This window comes from Proteiniphilum saccharofermentans, from assembly GCF_900095135.1.
GTDB lineage: Bacteria > Bacteroidota > Bacteroidia > Bacteroidales > Dysgonomonadaceae > Proteiniphilum > Proteiniphilum saccharofermentans.
Genome location: NZ_LT605205.1, coordinates 3,895,010 through 3,916,096 on the forward strand (window position 1 = coordinate 3,895,010; position 21,087 = coordinate 3,916,096).

Here is a 21,087-nt window from a genome sequence, read left to right on the forward strand (position 1 = left end):
ATCTACCTCTTTAATTGAATGAGTGAAACTGTTCACTCATTCAATTAAATGTAGAGACGGGGGTAACGTTTTTTTAAAAGCTTATGGTTAAAATCACTGCTATTGTTCACCATCTCTTTATTACTCTACTATTCACAGGATTCTTTTTAATGATCTCTGCCTGTGAAAATGATCATCCTGAGGATCCGGGATATGAATTTCCCGATCCCCCCAAAGAGAACAAAGACAAACCTCGATTTATTTGGATCGATGCGGCTGCCAATTTCCCCGACTTTGCCAATAGCCGGGAGAATATCGCCCGTGATCTTGCACTTGCCAAAGATGCCGGATTTACCGATATCGTTGTAGATATTCGTCCTACATCAGGAGACATCCTCTACAAGTCGTCGGTGGCAGGAGTCCAACAGGTAGAGTGGTTGGGAGCATGGGTAAACGGAGTCTATTCAAAGGTTGAACGTACAGCCACATGGGATTATCTGCAGGCGTTCATTGACGAGGCGAAGAAGCTGGAACTCAAAGTACATGCCGGCTTCAATACAATGGCAGGAGGCCACAGCAGTGGTTTGGGGAGCCGGGGGATTCTCTATAGAGATCCATCAAAAAAGGAGTGGGCCACTTATGAAAATCTTTCAATCGGCATCACAAACACAATGGATGCCGGATCAGGTACAAAATTCTTCAACCCTGCCAACGAGGAGGTACAAGAGTTCTTATGCAATCTATTGAAAGATCTGGCGAAGTATGACCTGGATGGGATTATACTTGACAGAGGTAGATTTGATGGCATTCAGTCCGATTTCTCGGAGAGTACCAAAGGAAAATTTGAATCCTATTTAGGGAACATTAAAATAGCAAATTTCCCGGATGATATCTTACCGCCAGGTACAACGATGCAACAGCTTACCGCTATGAATCCCTATCCACCTTACCTGACCAGATGGTTAGAGTTCAGGGCAAAAGTAATTCACGACTTTATGGAAAAAGCACGTAACGCCGTAAAATCAGTGAATTCGGAGATAAAATTTGGCGTATATGTCGGAGCTTGGTACTCTAGCTATTACGAAGTAGGAGTGAACTGGGCAAGCCCGAACTATAATCCCAGCACTTCATACAGATGGGCTACGGAGAAATATAAGGACTACGGATATGCCGATTTAATGGATCAAATGCTGATGGGTGCGTATGCCTCACCTCTTAATGTATATGGTGCGACCGAATGGACAATGCAGGGTTTCTCAAGACTGGCAAAAGAAAAGATAAGGAATAGCTGCCCTATGGTGGCGAGTGGCCCGGATGTTGGCAATTGGGACAGTCAAAACCAGGCAACACAGGAACAGGAAAATCAGGCCATCGTTAATTCGGTAAAAGCATGTATGGATGAGTGTGACGGTTACTTCCTGTTTGATATGATCCATTTAAAAATGGCCAATCAATGGGAATATGTAAAGAGGGGAATCAATATTGCGATAGGAGAATAATTGAAAAAGAGAAGATAGAATGGACAGAAGAAAATTTTTGACCTATGCCGGCATAATGGGTAGTGTCACAACAATACAAGGATGCACAGGAAGCACTCTCTTTCAATCAACCAAGACAAACCGGCACAATATCTCTTCACGTGAGTTACATGCAGATGTGATCATCATTGGTGGTGGTATGGGAGGATGTGCTACTGCTCTGGCATGCTGCAGGAACGGACTCAGCGTGATAATGACCGAGGAGACCGACTGGATTGGCGGGCAACTATCCCAACAGGGAGTTCCCCCCGATGAACATCAATGGATTGAGACACACGGAGCACCACAGTCGTACCGGGATTACAGAAACAGGGTACGTGATTATTATCGTCGTAACTATCCATTAACGGAATCTGCTCGCTCACGTGAACATCTCAATCCGGGTGATGGAAGCGTTTCCCGATTATGTCATGAGCCAAGGGTGGCTGTGTCGGTATTGATCGATATGCTTTCACCTTACCTGAGTACCGGAAAACTGCACCTGCTACTCAATCATAAAGCAAAGAGTGCCGGTGTGGATGATGACAAGGTAACGTGCATAGAAGCAGTACATATTTATTCAGGCGACCGGATGGTCCTCACAGGAAAATCGTTTGTAGATGCCACTGAGTGTGGCGATTTGCTTCCCATGACCGGTACTGAATATATCACCGGTACTGAGTCAAGGCTCAACACCAGAGAGCTGCATGCGCCGGAAAAGGCTGACCCGACGAACAACCAGGCCTTTACGGTCTGTTTCGCCATGGATTACCAACCCGGAAGAGACAATGTGCAGAATCCCCCTGAGGGGTATGATTTCTGGAAAAACTACGTGCCGGATCTGACACCACCCTGGTCGGGGAGACTATTGGACTTGTCCTACTCCGATCCGAGGACGCTGACCCCCAAAAGGCTGGGATTCGATCCAAACGGGCAAGAGTTGGGCGAAGTACTAAACCTTTGGAATTACCGGAGGATCATCAACCGCCACAACTTTATAGAAAGCAGTTACGAAGGAGATATCACGATAGTGAACTGGCCCCAGAATGATTTCTTCCCGGGCAACCTGATCGATGTTCCGGAAGAGGAGTTCCAAGAGACTGTAGGGAAAGCAAAGCAGCTGAGCCACTCCCTATTCTACTGGTTACAAACCGAAGCGCCCCGTCCCGACGGTGAAACCGGATGGCGCGGATTGAGACTACGTGGCGATATTATGGGTACGGAAGATGGAATGGCCAAATACCCCTATATACGCGAGTCAAGAAGAATTAAGGCAGAATTCACCGTTTTGGAAGAGCATGTAGGTGCTGAAAACAGGAAAATGGTAGCCGGAGAAATCGAAGGACAGCGTTCCGCCGACTTCTACGATAGTGTGGGTATAGGATATTATCATATTGACCTTCATCCCAGTTCAAATGGGAACAACTATATCGATTTCCCATCACTTCCTTTCGAGATCCCATTGGGGGCGCTTCTCCCAATAAGGATGAAGAATCTGCTTCCGGCAAACAAAAATATCGGGACAACCCATATTACTAACGGTTGTTATCGATTACATCCTGTGGAATGGAGTATTGGTGAAGCAGTCGGACAACTGATTGCCTTTTCCGAAAAGACAAAAGTTCCTTTCAAAGCGGTGAGAGAGCGACGCGACCTTTTATCCGACTTCCAGCAAATGCTCCATAGCCAGGGAGCAGAGACGAAGTGGAAATAAGGGAAGATAAACAATGATCCTAAACAGATAATTGAAAAAATGAAAAGAGAAAGATTTTTATTACAACTTGCTACAAGCCTATCAGCGATACTGTTACTCGCATTTTTAGGAATATCATGTAGCCCCGGGAAAAATGCAAACCCTAAATTAATGTGGATTGATGCTACGGCTAACATACATCACTTCAATAATAGAGATACAATTGACTATTATCTGGAGAAAGTAAAAGGATTAGGATTTACCGATATCGTAGTTGATATTCGTCCGATTTCCGGCCATGTACTTTATGATAGCCAGTATGCCCCAAAACTTACCAACTGGAACGGAAAAGAGGTTCATTATACATTCGACTATCTGGGATATTATATTGAAAAGGCCCATGACATTGACCTCAAAGTTCATGCTTCACTCAATACCTTTGTAGCAGGACATAATTATTTGGACATCGGCTCTATATACGAAGAAAATAAATCCGATTGGGCTTCCGTGGTATATCCGCCTGATGAACAGGGATCTTTTATTCCTATTACCCAGGAAAAACAAAAGTATTCAGCCATGGTTAATCCTGTAAATGAAGAGTATCAGGAGTACATCCTCAACATATTTAAGGAGGTGGTTGAAAAATATAAAGATCTGGATGGAATCATACTCGACAGAGTACGATATGATGGATTTACGGCCGATTTTTCAGACCTGTCCCGGTCTAAATTTGAAGAATATTTAGGTACAGAATTAGACTCTTTTCCGGATGATATTTACAGATGGCAAAAGGATGCGAACGGAAATCTTTACCCTCAGAGAGGCAAATATTTTCTTCAATGGACTGAATGGCGAGCGACGGTAATTCGTGATTTTATGAAAAAAGCCCGAGAAACCGTCAAATCGGCCAATCCATCGATTTCTTTTGGCACATATACAGGGGCATGGTATCCTACATACTTTGAAGTTGGGGTTAACTTCGCAAGTAAATATTATGATCCGTCTGCTGATTTTGATTGGGCAAGTCCAACATATATGAATACAGGCTATGCCGAACTGCTTGATCTTTTTACTGTTGGCAACTACTATACAACGATCACCAAAGCAGAGTATATGGAAAAAAATCCCGAAATAAAAAATGAAACCGACCTGTTCGCACAAAAAAATATTTGGTATTGCGTAGAAGGATCGAATGAAAAAATAAAGACCATCATGGGTGACAACAAGTTTTATGGAGGAATTCTTGCCAGTCAGTTTTATGAAGATCCTGAAGGACTCACAGAGTCTATTACAATGAATTTGGCTACGTCTGACGGACTTATGATTTTCGATATTGTCCATATTATAGAGAAAAATTTATGGGAATATGTGGAAAGGGGTATGAGAGAAGCCAAAGTGATTGAATAATTGAAATAAAAAAACATGAACCGGATTTTGCTTTATAGCTTTTTAGTTCTATTCTCTTTCATTGTATCCGCATGCCAGGAGAAATCAAACACAATTGATTATAATATAGAGTATATCAAATCAGTAGAAGTAATCTCTCCTCATGCTGAAAATGTAGTATTTGATAATTTTGCACATTTTATTTCCATCGATTTTCCGACAAATACGGACATTACAGATGTTAAAGTGAAGTTCACTTTAGCTCCCGGTGTAAGTATGGAAAATCCCAAGGAGGAAACTTCGCAATATGACTTATCCAAAGAGGCTACATTTGAAATCCGATATGAAGGGCGAATAATATTGTTCCGGATTAAATCGAATTTTGTTGTTACTCCTCCCGATCCAAACGCCCGTGGATGGGAAAAGAAAAATGATTTCGGAGGACTTCCTACTTATCTCTCCGTGTACAAATACACCCGGAAAGTAGAAGAAAAAAATGTACAGGCTTACATTGCGGTAGCCGATATGAATGATAAAGAAGCCCGATTTTCTGTATTAGGTGAAGCGCAAGGCACAAAAACGCCTTCCCAGTTTTTCGATAGTTCAAACAAATCTGTTGTATTGTTAAATGCCGGTTATTTTTGGGACGGGCATTCCCTGGGATTAATTGTACGGGACGGAAAAACAGTAAAACCGGCACAACCCATGGTTTGGCGCAACTATAACGGAGAAAGTACTGTTTATTATCCAACACAAGGTATTTTCGGGTTAGTATCCGATGGTGAATTTCATGCACATTGGGGCTATGAATCAGATGGAAAACTTTTCGTATATCCATCTCCTGCGCCCAATAAAGCTGGTGAAAAACCACAGGATATTCCATCGGACAAGTTCCCACAAGGAGCACAACAGTGGACTCCAAAAGATGCGATTGGGGCAGGACCGGTATTGATAAAAAACGGTGAATACAAGAACACTTGGGAAAATGAGTTGTTCGACGCTTCCAGCGGCATCGGCCCCACTATAAACAATCCACGTTCCGCCATAGGGTACAGACCTTCAGGCCACCTTATATTTTTCGTATGCGAGGGACGCAACAAAACGCCTGATACACCGGGTCTCACCCTTAAAAATGTTGCCGACTTATTGCTCGATTTAGGTTGCACGGAAGCAATCAATCTTGACGGAGGAGGTTCCTCCTGTATGCTTATCAACGGGAAAGAAACAATTATTCCAAGCGACGGTAACCAACGCGCCATCACCAGCGTGGTTGCATTATATTAATTACAAGTTTATGACTTATTCACGCAGAAAGTTCTTAAAGACTGCGGCCATGGGAGCCGCCGGTCTTACCATAGTTCCCAATACGGTACTTGGGAAAGCGCGGGGATATACTTCTCCAAGCGACAAACTGAACATTGCCGGTATCGGCGTGGGAGGAATGGGACGCCGCAACCTGGCGAACATGAAAACAGAAAACATCGTTGCACTTTGCGATGTCGACTGGAAATACGCCTCGAAAACGTTCAACGATTATCCTAAGGCCAAGCAGTTTAAAGACTGGAGGGCAATGTTCGACCAGATGGGTAAATCCATCGACGCTATTATGGTGGCAACTCCCGACCATACCCATGCCGGGGTAGCCGCCCATGCCATTACTTTGGGAAAACATGCTTATGTACAAAAACCATTGACTCATTCCGTCTATGAATCCAGACTGCTTACCAGACTCACCGAAGAATACAGGGTGGCAACCCAAATGGGGAATCAGGGAAATTCATTCGACTGGTGCCGGCAGATAACCGAATGGGTACAATCGGGCGTGATCGGCGATGTATACGAAGCGCATTGCTGGACAGACCGTCCCATCTGGCCCCAGGGGTTGGGTGAACCCAAAGGAGGTGTACCCGTTCCCTCCACGCTGGACTGGGATCTGTTTATCGGCCCTGCTAAAAAACGTCCTTATGATCCTGCATATACTCCCTGGAACTGGCGCGGATTCTGGGATTTCGGGACAGGAGCATTGGGCGACATGGCATGCCATATCATGGATCCGCTATACTGGGCATTGGATCTGAAGTATCCGGTGAGTGTGTCGGCAAGTTCCACATTAGCGAATCTTTATTCTCCGCCACAGGCACAGAAAGTAATCTATAAATTCCCGGCACGTCCGGCAAAGGGGAAGATCAATATGCCCGAATTGACCGTACATTGGTATGACGGGGGATTACTCCCCGATAGGCCGGAAGAGCTGGAAGACGGGGAAATGATGGGTGACTCGAACGGGGGGATCATACTGGTTGGGACCAAAGGGAAAATCATGACCGGTTGTTACGGGATGAATCCGACATTACTGCCTACCTCAAAAATGTCTGGTTTCAAACAGCCCGAACCTACGATACCACGCATCAAAGGCGGGAACGGAAATATCTGGGATACGAACGCCCACGAACAGGACTGGATCAGGGCCTGCAAGGAATCCCCGGATAACAGAACCGAGGCTTCGTCGAATTTCCGGTTTTCAGGCCCTTTCAACGAAATGGTGGTAATGGGAGTTCTGGCCGTACGCCTTTCCGGTCTGCAGGGATTGCACCGTGAACTGCAATGGGACGGGGAGAACATGCAATTTACCAATATATCCCCGACCGATAAGATCAGCATTGTCACGCACGATGAATATGCCGTGATTGATGGCGATCCGAAATTCGACAGAAGGTTTGCGGAGTTCAATGCCCTGGAGATGGCGAACGAATGGATAAAGCATACCTACGAAAACGGGTTTACGCTACCGGATATGCCCCGGTAATAAAGGGTAAACCGGAAGGGGGACAGTGCCCTGGTCGGTGTCAAGAGCAAAAAGCGTTCTTTAAAATATTGGTTTACACGTTTATCCCATTAGATATTCCTTCTGAAAATACCGGAATAGGTATAATGATTTTCCACTTCTGATTTCCTTACTTCAGGCTTTTTGGTTTTTTATTTTTATTCTTATTTTCTTCTGAAAATTATTTGTAACTTCGCAGTATTGATTTTACAAACAAAGAAATAGGAGAAAAAAGACATGGCAACAACAAAGAAAAAGGCTATGCTTAAAAAACGGGGAGCCGTAAAAGGAAGCTTTAAAACCGGAGCTGATGTGATCAGGGAACTGGAAGAAAAAGGAATCAAACTGGGACAAGGCCCGAAATCTAAAATTGCGCTTTTCAGGGAGAAATATCCTGAGGGAGTGTTGGAAACGATAGATATGGATGCAATCTTGGAATAAGACGATGAGGTATTATTTAGATACGAACATCCTGTATTTTATTTTGTCAGATCGGTATGATGAGATAGATCGTGATGTGAAGGCTATACTTGACGATTATTCCTCGATTGTATATGTGAGTAATATCGTTGTGCAGGAACTAATCTTTTTGTACCGTATCGGGAAGTTCAGGTATAAATTATACAAATCTGAAAAGGACTTAATAGGAGCTATAGAGGAAAACGACATACGAATTATTTATTCTAATGAATATCACCTCAAGACATATACATCATTGCAGATAGCGGAAGGCCATAAAGACATCAACGACCATGTAATCATTGCCCAAGCCATTTCCGACCAGATACCGCTCATCTCCTCAGACCACGAGTTTAAGAACTACACCGATCAGGGCCTGGACTTTATCTTAAACAGACGATGAGATGTGAATAAGTAAGGAAATAAAAAGTGAAGCATCCGGAAAACCGGACAGTTGCAAAAAAACGTGTAAACCAATTGATTTGAGTTTGCACGTTTTTTATATTAGCCCTCAAAAAAACCGAGCAGTAAAAAATAAAAGTTATTTTTACAACTGCTATGGAAAAGAGGAAGAATTTTACATCGAAAATCAAGGCTGAAATAGTTTTATCCTTGTTGCGTGGAGAGGATCCGGAGCTGCTTAGCCGTGAATACGGAGTTACTCTGGCTGATATCAACCTTTGGCGGGATCAATTTATCGAGAGTGGTACCGACGGGTTCAAGCGTAAACCCGACGATTCGAGGCTGGGTGCTGCCGAGCGTAAGATCGGGCAACTGCAGATGGAGCTCGAACTCACAAAAAAAAAGAACGAATTGGCAGCAAAACTAAAAAGGAAATAATCTCCATGCTGATAGAGGAACATTATCCATTAACCGGGAAACCATATCCGAAGCGTTTGATATTCAAGGTAGTCGGCTACAGCAGCAGCACCTGGTATGAAAACCCTACTCCCAAAACAGGGAAACGGGGCAGAAAACCCAAGCATAGCGATGAAGAGGTTTTACAGGAGATTAAGGAAGAAATTAAGAAGAGTACATTCAACGCTGAAGGTTATCTGAAAGTGAAAAACCGCATGGGTAAAAGGAAGATAAACGCTCTGGTAGCCGGCAAGGCACGTGTGAACCGCATCATGCGGGAAAACAACCTGCTGAGCCCCTACAGAAGGCCCGGGGAGACGAATAAGCGCGAACATGATGGTACTATAATCACGGATGCACCCAATGTCATGTGGGCCACTGATGGGAAGAAGTTCTGGATTGATGGGTCAGGTTGGCATTGGTTCTTTGGTGTGATCGATCACTTTAACGATGAGATTATCTCATGGCATATTGCAAGGAAAGGCAACCGTTTTGCCGCCATGGAGCCTGTTAGGGCCGCTGTACGGAAGACTTTCGGTTCGGTAGGTAAGGATGTGTGTAAAGGAATGAAGTTGCAATTAAGAAGCGACCATGGCTCGCAGTATGACTCTGCTGATTTTATGAATGAAATGAAATTCCTGGGATTGGAGATGTCCAAAGCGTTTGTACGGTCACCGCAATGCAACGGGATAATAGAGCGGTTTCACCGCACCCTGGAAGAACAGGTGTTGCAAACAGAAACATTTTCTTCTTTTGAGGAAGCTTATAACAGTATTAATCAATTTATTAATGATTACAACACGGATTGGATACTTCATAGACTGGAATACTGTTCACCTGTAGAATACAGGGAAAAGTACGCTGAAAACCAGCGAAAAGAAAATGATGACATACCATCGGGCAATAAGGATCCTGAGGTTCAGCTTGTCCTCATTTCAAGTGGCTCAATGCCACGAAGAAATGAAATAGCTCTTCAGGCAATGGTAAAAGGGGCAATTACTTACAGTAACACCCCTTCTATAAATCCTTCGGTATAATATATCACCATCGGATCAGCTTGTCCGATACAAAAGTAATAAAAAAGATTAAATACAATTAATGTGCTCGGTTATTACGGGCTAATACAAGTTTGCACGTTTTTTTACTATATGGAACATTGAGTGATTGATCATAAAACTAACATTTGAAATGTGAATTATACAATAGAACTAACATTTACAATGTGAATATACAAATGAATCCCTCCAATAATTATCGAAGTACGATAAAATTTTAAATAATATGAAAACAACAAAAATGGTATTTATTGCAGTGTCCTGCCTTTTATTAAATGCCGGATGTGCACAAGACAGTACGAAAACCAAAACGGAAAAACAGGGATGGCATTTATCCATGCAATCCTATACTTTTCATCTGTTTACAGTAGCGGAATCACTGGATAAAACAGAAGAATTGGGACTCCGTTTTATCGAGATCTATCCCGGGCAAAAGATGGGGGAAGGATTCGGAGATCTTGTTTTCGGCTATGATTTAAGTATGAGAGATCAGGAAAGGCTGAGAGTTCTGGCCGCGTCAAATCGTGTCAAAATCATTTCTTCGGGGGTATGGACTGCCCAAAGAGAGGAATGGGAACATGTTTTTTCATTTGCAAAGGACATGGGGATGGAATTTATCAGTGCTGAACCGGCCCGTGAAGATTGGGACGTGGTGGAAGAACTGGCTAAAAAACATAACATCAAAGTGGCTGTCCATAACCACCCAAGTGAGAACTCTTACTGGAAGCCGGAAATATTACTTGGCAGCATTGGGGGAAGGGACGACCTATTAGGAGCCTGCGTTGACGTGGGGCATTATAAAAGGATGGGGCTGGATCCTATTCCTTCCATGCAGCAACTCGACGGGAAGATCATCGCTTTGCATTTCAAGGACATTGCACCGCAGGGAGAAGCACAAAGCCTCGAAGATGTGGTATGGGGACAGGGTATCCTCAACGTGAAAGGAATGATGGAAGAACTGAAGGGGCAAAACTTCAAGGGGTATTTCACGATCGAATACGAGGCGAACTGGGAGAACAACCTACCCCAGATAAAGCAATCCATCGATTATTTCAATCAGGTGGCAGAAGAGATATTATAAATTCCTCAAACATGCCGGTTAGGCAGGATATTCTGTGACTAATTATTTACTATTTTTGTTATATGGTAGATTTTTTAAAGCTATAGATAATCAAACACAAAGGAAAATCACCTTGAATTCACTAAATATGAACAGAATAAATACTCTACTTGTCGGCATTTTCTATATTCTTTCTCTACAACTCCATGCGCAAACAGTGTATTATGATGCGGACCAGTTCCCGTTGGTCGGAAAAACGTCGGACGAGACCGAAACCCGGTACGAGCGGCTTCCGGCCTATCTGAAAGAGGTATGCCGACCGCCGATATGGAACTTGGGAAAAAATACGTCGGGACTGGCAATCCGTTTCAGGACAAACAGTACGGCTATCTCCGCGAAATGGGAGGTGACAGGCGACAACCGGATGAATCATATGACCGAAACGGGCATCAAAGGTGTCGACCTGTATGCATGGGAAGAGGGTCACTGGCAGCCCGTGAAAGCCGGGCTCCCTTCCGGAAAAGTGAACGAACGAACCATTATCTCGGATATGACACCGCAGGAACGGGAATATATGATGTTCCTCCCGCTTTATGACGGAGTGGTTTCCCTTTCGATAGGGATAGACTCTACCGCCTATATCAAAAATCCGGAACTCCCCTATCCCGATACGACTCATCCCATCCTAATTTACGGGACCAGTATTACCCAGGGAGGATGTGCCACGAGACCGGGAATGTCATACACCAATATCCTCGCCCGCCGGTTAAACAGGGAAGTGATCAACCTGGGGTTCAGCGGAAACGGGCAGCTCGATTATGAGATTGCGGAATTAATGGCAACCCGCAGGGATGCATCAATGTTTATCCTCGATTTTATTCCCAATGTCAATGCTACGCAGCTGACAGAAAAAACAAGGCCTTTTTTCGATATATTGCGCAAAGCAAACCCCGATACCCCGATCCTTTTCGTGGAGACAGTTATTTTTCCCCATTCGTTTTACGATAAAAACATCTATGAAACCATAACGGAAAAGAACAGGCTGCTGAGGGAAGAATATGAAAAGATCAAACGTGAGGGAGATAAAAATGTATATTATCTGGCAAATGACGGCCTGATCGGCAGTGACGGGGAAGCCACAGTGGACGGTATCCACTTCACCGACTTGGGCTTTCTACGCTTTGCCGATAAATTGTATAATACTATCCAACATATCAACATTCAATAACCATTAAACAGAAAACAATGCAGCACAACAGAAGAGACTTTATCAGGAAAGCCGCCCTTGCCGGCGCTTCGGTAGCGGCTATTCCCGCATTATCTGCTTGCAACGGCGACGGGAAATCATCCTTAGCAGGTGATAATCGTTCCAACATATATAAAAACAATGAGTTGAAAAGTAAACTCATTGTACCTGAAAATAACGGAATACAAATAACCGGCACATTCCTGGATGAGATATCCCACGATATTCCCCATCAGAACTGGGGAGAGGCGGAATGGGACCTGGATTTCCAGTATATGAAGGCCATCGGTATCGATACGGTGATCATGATCCGCTCCGGATACAGGAAATTTATTACCTACCCGTCGGAATATTTATTGAACAAAGGATGTTTCATGCCGTCGGTTGACCTGGTGGATATGTACCTGCGCCTCGCGGAAAAACATGGGATGAAGTTTTATTTCGGGCTGTACGACTCCGGCCACTATTGGGCCACCGGTGATATGTCGCACGAAATCGAAGACAACAAGTATGTGATCGACGAAGTCTGGAAAAACTACGGCGAAAAATATAAGAGTTTCGGAGGATGGTATGTGAGCGGTGAAATAAGCCGCGCCACAAAAGGGGCCATCGGTGCTTTCTACGCCATGGGCAAGCAGTGCAAAGATGTTTCCGGAGGACTACCTACATTTATCTCGCCATGGATCGACGGTAAAAAGGCAGTAGCAGCAAGCGGCTCAGCACTTACCAAAGAGGAAGCGGTCTCGATCCAACAACATGAGAAAGAGTGGGATGAGATATTTGCGGGGATTCACGAGGTGGTCGATGCCGTGGCATTCCAGGACGGACATATCGATTATGACGAACTGGACGCTTTCTTCACGGTAAACAAAAAGCTGGCCGACAAATACGGTATGCAATGCTGGACAAACGCCGAGTCGTTCGACCGCGACATGCCTATTAAATTTCTACCGATCAAATTCGATAAGCTCCGGATGAAACTGGAGGCAGCCCAACGTTGTGGCTACGACAAAGCGATCACCTTCGAGTTCTCCCATTTTATGAGTCCGCAGTCGGCCTATCTCCAGGCAGGGAATCTATACAACCGGTATAAGGAATATTTTAATCTTTAATAAAGGGGACCACCCGAACTCGCGGAATAAGGACGGGAGATCACCGGAATTCAAGAGAAACAACAGTGTAATATACATAGAATATTAATTTATAACTAAAGATGCAGAAAGCAGAGAATATTAGCAGTTATGTGATCTTTCTTTCCGTTGTAGCGGCATTAGGCGGTTTCCTTTTCGGGTATGATACCGCCGTGATTTCGGGAACGGTGTCCCAGGTGACAAGTCAGTTTGGTTTGACAACGCTCCAAAGCGGCTGGTATGTCGGTTGCGCGCTGATAGGCTCAATCAGTGGGGTTCTCTTTGCCGGAGCTTTGAGTGATTATTTCGGGCGTAAAAAGACAATGCTACTATCAGCGGTATTATTTACCACCTCGGCATTGGGATGCGCCGTTGCCCCCGACTTTAACCAACTGGTCATTTGGCGAATTGTAGGAGGGGTAGGTATCGGTATTGTATCGATTGTTTGTCCGCTCTATATCTCAGAGATTTCCCCCGCTTCCCATCGCGGCAGAATGGTTTCCCTCTACCAGCTTGCGGTCACAGTAGGCTTTCTGGGTGCCTATCTGGCAAATTACTATCTGCTAAATTTCTCTACAGGATTTACCTCATCAAACTCGATATTGCATCAAATCTTCGGGACAGAGATCTGGCGTGGAATGCTCGGTGTCGAAACCATTCCGGCCATGATGTTCTTTATTATTATCTTTTTCATTCCCGAAAGCCCCCGCTGGTTGATAGTGAAAGGGAAAGACGAAACCGCATCGGGAATACTCTCTAAGATTTACACCAAAGCATCGGAAGTCTCTTTCCAGATCAATGAGACCAAACAGATGTTGGAATCGGATGTAAAATCGGATTGGAAACTACTTCTCACGCCGGGCATCTTCCGTGCGGTACTGATCGGTTGTGCCATCGCCATCCTGGGACAATTTATGGGTGTCAATGCCGTGCTGTACTATGGCCCGTCCATCTTCGAGACAAGCGGGCTTTCAAGCGGTGATTCCCTGTTCTACCAATCATTGATAGGCCTTGTCAATATGGGGACCACGGTACTTGCCCTCCTTATCATAGACAAGGTAGGCCGGAAAAAACTGGTTTATATCGGCGTTTCGGGTATGATCGTATCTTTGATCCTTATCGGGATTTATTTCCTGAAAGGTGAATCGTTGGGCATGTCGAGTATATTTTTGCTGGGCTGTTTCCTTGCTTATATTTTCTTTACGGCAGGATCCATCAGCGCGGTAATCTTCGTATTCCTTTCCGAGATGTACCCTACCAGGATAAGGGGACTGGCCATGTCTATCGCGGGATTTTCCCTGTGGGTCGGCACTTACCTTATAGGACAGCTCACTCCGTGGATGCTTGAAAACGCTACCCCTGCCGGCACGTTCTTCCTGTTCGCATTCATGTGCATCCCCTATATGCTTATCGTATGGAAACTGATGCCCGAGACCGCCGGTAAATCACTCGAAGATATCGAAAGATTCTGGTTAAAAAAGAAATAAACGGTGTATCTGGAAAAATAATTTTTACTCATAGAAATTTTACAGTAGCTTTGTTAAATGATTACTTATACTGTAAAACATTTTATAATGAAAAGAATTATTTTAAGTTTCCTGCTTGCCTGTTTCATTTTCACCATCCAGGCCACAGATACGATATATATAAAACAAACAAAAATTCCCGTTTTAATAGACAGGTTGGATAATGTATTGTTTTACGTCCGGATAGATGCCCGAAATTCAAAAACGCTGGATGAGATCAAACTCAGGTTTGCCGAAGATACTCATCCGGACGAAATAGCATCCGTAAAATTGTATTACGGTGGTACTGAAGCGCCGGAACGGCTGGGAAATATCCACTATGCGCCGGTACAGTATATTTCAAGTCATAACGCGCAGGGGAAAACTCGTGAGGCAATCCCATCCTATTCCATTAAAGTAAACGAGCAGCAATCACCGTCCGGCGAAGTGGTGTTTAAACCGGAATATAAACTGTTTCCGGGCATTAACTATTTCTGGGTGAGCTTGCAGATGAAACCTAATACTTCGCTTCTTTCTACGGTTGGGGTAGATCTTGTTTCGGCTAAACTCGACGGGAAGAATGCACCTGTAACAAGCCAGGATAAACCGGCAGCACATCGCATGGGAATCGGGGTACGCCATGCCGGCGACGATGGCGCAGCCGCTTATCGTATCCCGGGATTAGCCACGAGCAATAAAGGCTCATTGCTGGCAGTGTATGATGTCCGCTATAATAACAGTGTTGATCTGCAGGAATATATAGATGTAGGATTAAGTAGAAGTACCGATAAGGGACAGTCCTGGGAAGAGATGCGTCTTCCTTTGAGCTTCGGCGAATATGGGGGATTACCGAAAGCACAGAATGGCGTAGGCGATCCCGCGATATTAGTGGATACAAAAAGCGGCACAATCTGGATCATTGCACTATGGACACACGGCATGGGGAACAGGCGTGCATGGCACAACTCCCAGGCCGGAATGGATATAAATGAAACCGGACAACTTGTGCTTACAAAAAGTACTGATGACGGTAAAACCTGGTCTGATCCTATCAATATCACACAACAGGTGAAAGATCCGTCATGGAGGCTTTTACTACAAGGCCCCGGAAGAGGTATCACCATGCAGGACGGGACGCTGGTCTTTCCGATACAATTTATCGACTCCACTTCCGTTCCCTTTGCCGGCATCATGTATAGCAAAGACAGCGGTGAAACATGGAAAATCCATAACCCGGCACGCTCGAACACGACGGAAGCACAAGTAGCTGAAACAGCTCCGGGAGTACTTATGCTGAATATGCGGGATAACCGGGGTGGTAGCCGTGCCGTTTCAACAACCGGAGACCTGGGATTGACATGGACGGAACATCCTTCATCCCGTAAAGTGCTACAGGAGCCAGTCTGTATGGCCAGCCTTTTACAGGTAGATGCCAAAGATAATGTACTGAACAGGGATATCTTATTGTTCTCCAACCCAAATTCTACCAAGGAACGGAATAAGATAACGATTAAAGCCAGCCTGGATGGTGGCATCTCTTTTCCTGAAGAGTATCAGTTACTGCTCGATGAGGATCACGGATGGGGATATTCGTGCCTGACGATGATCGACAAAGAGACCATTGGTATTATATACGAAAGCAGTGTGGCCCATATGACATTCCAGGCCATAAAACTGACTGATATTATCAGGAAATAGCTTCTATCATAGTCAAAAAATAAAGTAGGGTTACGCGGCATTACCACGTAACCCTACCGTTTTATGAGCCTGTAAGAAACGGGCTTATTTTGTCTGGATATTTATACTCGCTTTCCTCAATCCTTTGGCTGTTGCTTCCAGCGTAATGGTACCGGGCTTCTCCGTCGATTCAACGACCGCTACCAGTTTGCCGTTGAAGAGGTACATCTGCGGCAGGTGGAAAAGATCGAGACTCGTGGGATCGCCATTGGCACCGGCCCGGTAACTGCCCGCCCCTTTCACGTTGAACCTGACCAGTTCATTTACATTGGGACAGGGATTACCATCCTTGTCTACTACCGATACCGTAATAAACGCCAAATCTTTGCCGTCGGCATTGATGATGGTCCGATCTGCTTCAAGCACTAATCCATGGGGTTCCCCCGCAGTACGGATTTCCTTTTCAGCTACGGCATTTCCATGCTCATCGTATGCCACTACCTTCACAGTTCCCGGCTCATACCGGGTATCCATCCACATCAGGCGATACCGTTTCTGTCGTGCAAAATTCTTTTGCGCCTCTTCTGTATAGCTTCCTTCGAGCGGTACAGAGAGGTCTTTGGTTCTTTTTCCCTGACTTTTTCCGTTGATAAACAATTCGGCCGAGGGGTGATTAGTGTACACAAAAACAGGCGTCACTTCGCCTTCCCGTCCTTCCCAGTTCCAGTGCGGAAGGATATGCAATGTCCCCTCTTCCTTATTCCAGTGGCTGCGATAAAGATAAAACCGGTCCTTGGGTATCCCAGCCAGATCCACGGCTCCGAACAATGAGCTGTGGCTGGGCCATGCACTGTAATAAGGGGTGGGTTCTCCCAGATAATCAAAACCGGTCCATATAAATTCACCCATTGTGTAGGACAGGTCGTCGTGCTGGATAAAATCGTCTTCCGGCAGGTTCGACCAGGCCGCATGTTCCACATCATATGACGAAGCCTGATGATCGTCATACATAGCCATTGATCTTCTCTCCACCGGAAACTTATACACTCCGCGGGAACTCAAGGCAGAAGTGGTTTCACTTCCCAGCACCAACTGCTGAGGCAATCGCTCATAGGCTTCCTGATACCGGAAGGAACGATAATTGAACCCGGGCACATCCATGATAGCCGCCATGTGATTGGAGAATACATGATCGGGACGATCCATCCCATTGGTCACCGGACGGGTCGGGTCTTCCCGGTGGCAGATATCCTGCAGGAAACGGGCTACCCTGGCGCCCTGCTTATTGCTCTGTTCTTCCACTTCGTTACCGATGCACCACATCACCACGCTGGGATTGTTGCGGTAATGATGGATGACATTCACAATATCCTTTTCAGCCCATTCGTTGAAATAACGGTTATATCCATTCTTCACCTTGGGAATAGCCCATTCATCAAAAGTTTCCACCATCAGCATCATACCCATCTCATCGGCAATACGCACGTACTCAGGAGCCGGCATATTGTGAGAAGTACGGATGGCATTTACTCCCATATCCTGCATAATTCGTATCTGCCGACGGATAGCCGCTTCATTCACCGCAGCACCCAGCGGGCCCAGGTCGTGATGAAGACAAACACCCTGAAACTTCACTTTTCTACCGTTAAGGATAAATCCTCCGTCAGCCACAATTTCAATGGTACGGATACCAAACGGGGTACTATACTCATCCATCAGTACCCCATCTTTATATAATTTTGAAACTACCCGGTACATATTGGGCTGCCTGATATCCCATAGTAACGGATCTTCGACAAACAGGTCCCGGGAAATTTCACCAAGATCATATGGGGTCAACAATGCTTCATCTGATGCGACTACACGCGACGACGCATCATTAATTTCTGTCACCAGCCTGTAATTTCCTTCTCCTGAAGTGACCACTTTTGTTTTCACATTCACCCGCGCAAATTTCTGATTTACTTCGGGTGTGGTCACGTAAGTGCCCCAAACGGGGATATATGCTTCGTTGGTAGTAATGATATGCACATTACGGTAAAGCCCTGCCCCGGGATACCAGCGCGACTGCTCTTCGAAATTCTCCAGACGGACCGCCAACAGGTTATCCTGCCCGTCATTATGCACTAAGCCCGTGATGTCAAAATAAAAAGTGTTGTAACCGTTGGGCCAGTAGCCGGCCTCCTTCCCGTTGACAAATACCCGCGCATTACTCATGGCACCATCGAACTGGATAATCACTCTCCTGCCTTCCGAATGGCCGGGTATGGAAAAAGTGTTCCGGTACCACCCCACCCCTGTGAAAGGCAGGCCACCGGTTCTGCCATAATGCTCGATGGCAGTAGTTTGTCCATCCTGCACAATCGCCATCCGGTGAATATCATTTTCTTTGCTGAAAGGACCGTATATTGCCCAGTCGTGAGGTATGCGCACGGTCTGCCAATTGCTGTCGTCATACACAACGTCCGATGCTTTGGGATCATCGTTGCGGGTAAATTTCCATCCCTGTTCAAGGGGAACAGTTGTCCGGGTAGCATACAAAGCACTTAGCCCGATCAAAAGTGCAATCCAAACAAATAAAAACTTCTTCATACAATTATTTTCTAATATCAGTTTTATTCAAAACCGTGAAGATACTAAACTTATTGCATGAATAAGTGAGACAAAACCAAAATATTTAAAAATTTATGTCCGTATCCGTATATCACACTCTTTCCCGGCTGATCTCTTCCACGATTTCGGGATTAACCAACGTGGTGATATCTCCAAAATCGGACTGTTCTCCTTCGGCAATTTTACGTAGGATGCGCCGCATAATCTTCCCTGAGCGCGTCTTTGGCAATCCCGTTACGAACTGTATCTTGTCCAGCTTGGCAATGGCACCGATCTGGTCGGAGATAAGTTGGTTGATCTCTTTTGCAAGATTCTGCCGGTCACGCCATAAGCCGGTTTCTTTAAGCACTACAAAACCGTACAAGGCGTTCCCCTTGATATCGTGCGGATATCCCACGATAGCACTCTCTGCTACCGTCTGATGCTCGTTGATCACATCTTCGATGGGCGCGGTTCCCAGGTTGTGTCCCGAAACAATGATCACATCGTCTACCCTCCCGGTGATGCGGTAATAGCCCACCTCATCGCGTAGTGCGCCATCTCCTGAAAAATATTTACCGGGAAATGTTTTGAAATAGGTATCGATAAAACGCTGGTGATCTCCCCAGATAGTCCTTGCAATACCCGGCCAGGGATATTCAATACAAAGGTTTCCGATTTGCTGATTGCCCTCGATCTCGTTTCGCAGCTCATCCATCAAAACCGGCTTAATCCCAGGAAGCGGCAGTGAAGCATAGGTAGGTTTAGTCGGTGTGACAAAGGGGATAGCCGATATCACAATACCTCCGGTCTCTGTCTGCCACCAGGTATCCACCAAGGGACACCGTTTGTTACCCACGTGGTCGTTATACCAGTGCCATGCCTCTTCGTTGATAGGTTCACCAACGGAGCCGATCACCTTTAGAGAGTCGAGACGGTAATCCCTGACATATTCAATCTTCTCTTTGGCCAGGGAACGGATTGCTGTGGGTGCCGTATAGAACTGATTGACCCGGTGTTTTTGGATTACCTCCCAGAAACGGCTATGGGTAGGATACGAAGGGATTCCTTCAAAGATAACAGTAGTAGCCCCATTGAGCAGCGGCCCGTAAATGGTGTAAGAGTGTCCTGTAACCCACCCGATGTCGGCCGTACACCAGTATATATCTCCCGGCATGTAATTAAATACATTTTTAAAGGTGTACGCCGTATAGACCATATATCCCGCCGTGGTATGCAGCATTCCTTTCGGTTTTCCGGTCGAGCCGGAAGTATAGAGAATAAAGAGGGGGTCTTCGGCATCCATCACCTCTGCCATACTGGTAGCGGGAGCCTCATCCAGTAGTGGTTGCAGCCAACGGTCACGTCCTTCTTTCATATCGATCTCCTGGCCGGTGCGCTTTACAACCAATACTCTTTCTATCGAAGGGGACTTTACAAGTGCTTCGTCCACGATACGTTTCAGATCGATGGTCTTGGTTCCACGGTATCCGCCATCTGCAGTAATGATAAGTTTACAGGTACAATCATTAATACGGGTAGCCAGGGCATTGGAAGAAAAACCGGCAAATACCACGGAGTGAATTGCACCTATACGTGCACAGGCCAGCACACTGAAAGCCAGTTCAGGAACCATGGGCAGGTAAATACATACCCTGTCGCCTTTCTGTACTCCTTGTTCCCGAAGCACATTAGCCATTTTGGAAACCTCGGCATACAGTTGGCTATAAGTATAATAGCGTGCCGGTTCGTCCGGATCGTTGGGTTCAAAAATAATGGCATTCTCATCCCCCCTGTTTGCCAGATGTCGGTCGATACAATTCTTGGTGATATTGAGTTTGGCATTTTTGAACCAGATAAATTCAGCCTTCTCCATATCAAATTCCAACACCTTATCCCATTTCCGGTACCAGGTGAAATTATTTTCTGCTATTTTCGCCCAGAACTTTTTGGGCTTTCGGATCGACTTTCGGTATACCTTAAAATATTGCTCTAAGGATTTGATCGAATAACTACTCATCTTAAGCTGGATTTTTAATAATTGCAAATAAATAAAAAAAATCCGGCTAATCTTTCAATCTGCAATATTTCGACTATTTTTTATTT

16 protein-coding genes are annotated in these 21,087 nt (G+C 45.2%); 14 read left to right on the top strand and 2 right to left on the bottom strand.

All coding sequences use genetic code 11. The features are described 5' to 3' along the window. Positions 1-83 precede the first annotated feature (83 nt). From PSM36_RS15155 to PSM36_RS15220, 14 genes are all read left to right on the top strand, one after another. A complete protein-coding gene (locus PSM36_RS15155) occupies positions 84-1,478 on the top strand; it encodes an alpha amylase family protein (RefSeq protein WP_076931622.1) in 1,395 nt (464 codons plus the stop codon). Positions 1,479-1,497: 19 nt separating this feature from the next. Next, complete coding sequence (locus tag PSM36_RS15160; RefSeq protein WP_076931623.1) at positions 1,498-3,210, top strand: FAD-dependent oxidoreductase; 1,713 nt, start codon at positions 1,498-1,500, stop codon at positions 3,208-3,210. A 39-nt stretch (positions 3,211-3,249) separates the two neighbouring features. Beyond that, on the top strand, positions 3,250-4,596 hold the full coding sequence (locus tag PSM36_RS15165) for an alpha amylase family protein (protein ID WP_076931624.1): 1,347 nt from the start codon (positions 3,250-3,252) through the stop codon (positions 4,594-4,596). 15 nt (positions 4,597-4,611) lie between these two features. Then, entirely contained in the window at positions 4,612-5,859 is a 1,248-nt protein-coding gene (locus tag PSM36_RS15170; RefSeq protein WP_076931625.1) for a phosphodiester glycosidase family protein, read from the top strand. Between the two features lie 10 nt (positions 5,860-5,869). After that, a complete protein-coding gene (locus PSM36_RS15175) occupies positions 5,870-7,381 on the top strand; it encodes a Gfo/Idh/MocA family protein (protein WP_076932315.1) in 1,512 nt (503 codons plus the stop codon). A 255-nt stretch (positions 7,382-7,636) separates the two neighbouring features. Then, the gene (locus PSM36_RS15180; RefSeq protein WP_076931626.1) at positions 7,637-7,840 is read left to right on the top strand and encodes a hypothetical protein; all 204 of its coding nucleotides are present in this window, start codon (positions 7,637-7,639) and stop codon (positions 7,838-7,840) included. 4 nt (positions 7,841-7,844) lie between these two features. Further along, positions 7,845-8,261, top strand: a complete 417-nt coding sequence (locus PSM36_RS15185; protein ID WP_076931627.1) for a type II toxin-antitoxin system VapC family toxin — start codon at positions 7,845-7,847, stop codon at positions 8,259-8,261. 155 nt (positions 8,262-8,416) lie between these two features. After that, a complete protein-coding gene (locus PSM36_RS15190; RefSeq protein WP_076929390.1) occupies positions 8,417-8,698 on the top strand; it encodes a hypothetical protein in 282 nt (93 codons plus the stop codon). 5 nt (positions 8,699-8,703) lie between these two features. Next, positions 8,704-9,753, top strand: a complete 1,050-nt coding sequence (locus PSM36_RS15195) for an integrase core domain-containing protein (protein WP_076928998.1) — start codon at positions 8,704-8,706, stop codon at positions 9,751-9,753. 244 nt (positions 9,754-9,997) lie between these two features. Continuing rightward, positions 9,998-10,852 carry a sugar phosphate isomerase/epimerase family protein gene (locus PSM36_RS15200; RefSeq protein WP_076931628.1) on the top strand — a complete coding sequence of 285 codons (855 nt, stop codon included), beginning with the start codon at positions 9,998-10,000 and terminating at the stop codon, positions 10,850-10,852. Positions 10,853-10,979: 127 nt separating this feature from the next. Beyond that, positions 10,980-12,059 carry an SGNH/GDSL hydrolase family protein gene (locus PSM36_RS15205; protein ID WP_076931629.1) on the top strand — a complete coding sequence of 360 codons (1,080 nt, stop codon included), beginning with the start codon at positions 10,980-10,982 and terminating at the stop codon, positions 12,057-12,059. Positions 12,060-12,076: 17 nt separating this feature from the next. Further along, entirely contained in the window at positions 12,077-13,189 is a 1,113-nt protein-coding gene (locus tag PSM36_RS15210) for a DUF4434 domain-containing protein (RefSeq protein WP_076931630.1), read from the top strand. Positions 13,190-13,290: 101 nt separating this feature from the next. Next, positions 13,291-14,694, top strand: coding sequence for a sugar porter family MFS transporter (locus tag PSM36_RS15215; RefSeq protein WP_076931631.1), 1,404 nt, complete (start codon positions 13,291-13,293; stop codon positions 14,692-14,694). Between the two features lie 87 nt (positions 14,695-14,781). Next, on the top strand, positions 14,782-16,410 hold the full coding sequence (locus tag PSM36_RS15220; RefSeq protein WP_083711191.1) for a sialidase family protein: 1,629 nt from the start codon (positions 14,782-14,784) through the stop codon (positions 16,408-16,410). 84 nt (positions 16,411-16,494) lie between these two features. Here the strand turns inward: PSM36_RS15220 and PSM36_RS15225 are convergent, their stop codons facing one another. Further along, on the bottom strand, positions 16,495-18,981 hold the full coding sequence (locus PSM36_RS15225) for a DUF4982 domain-containing protein (protein ID WP_076931633.1): 2,487 nt from the start codon (positions 18,979-18,981) through the stop codon (positions 16,495-16,497). 112 nt (positions 18,982-19,093) lie between these two features. Then, on the bottom strand, positions 19,094-21,001 hold the full coding sequence (acs, locus tag PSM36_RS15230) for an acetate--CoA ligase (protein WP_076931634.1): 1,908 nt from the start codon (positions 20,999-21,001) through the stop codon (positions 19,094-19,096). Positions 21,002-21,087 lie beyond the last annotated feature (86 nt).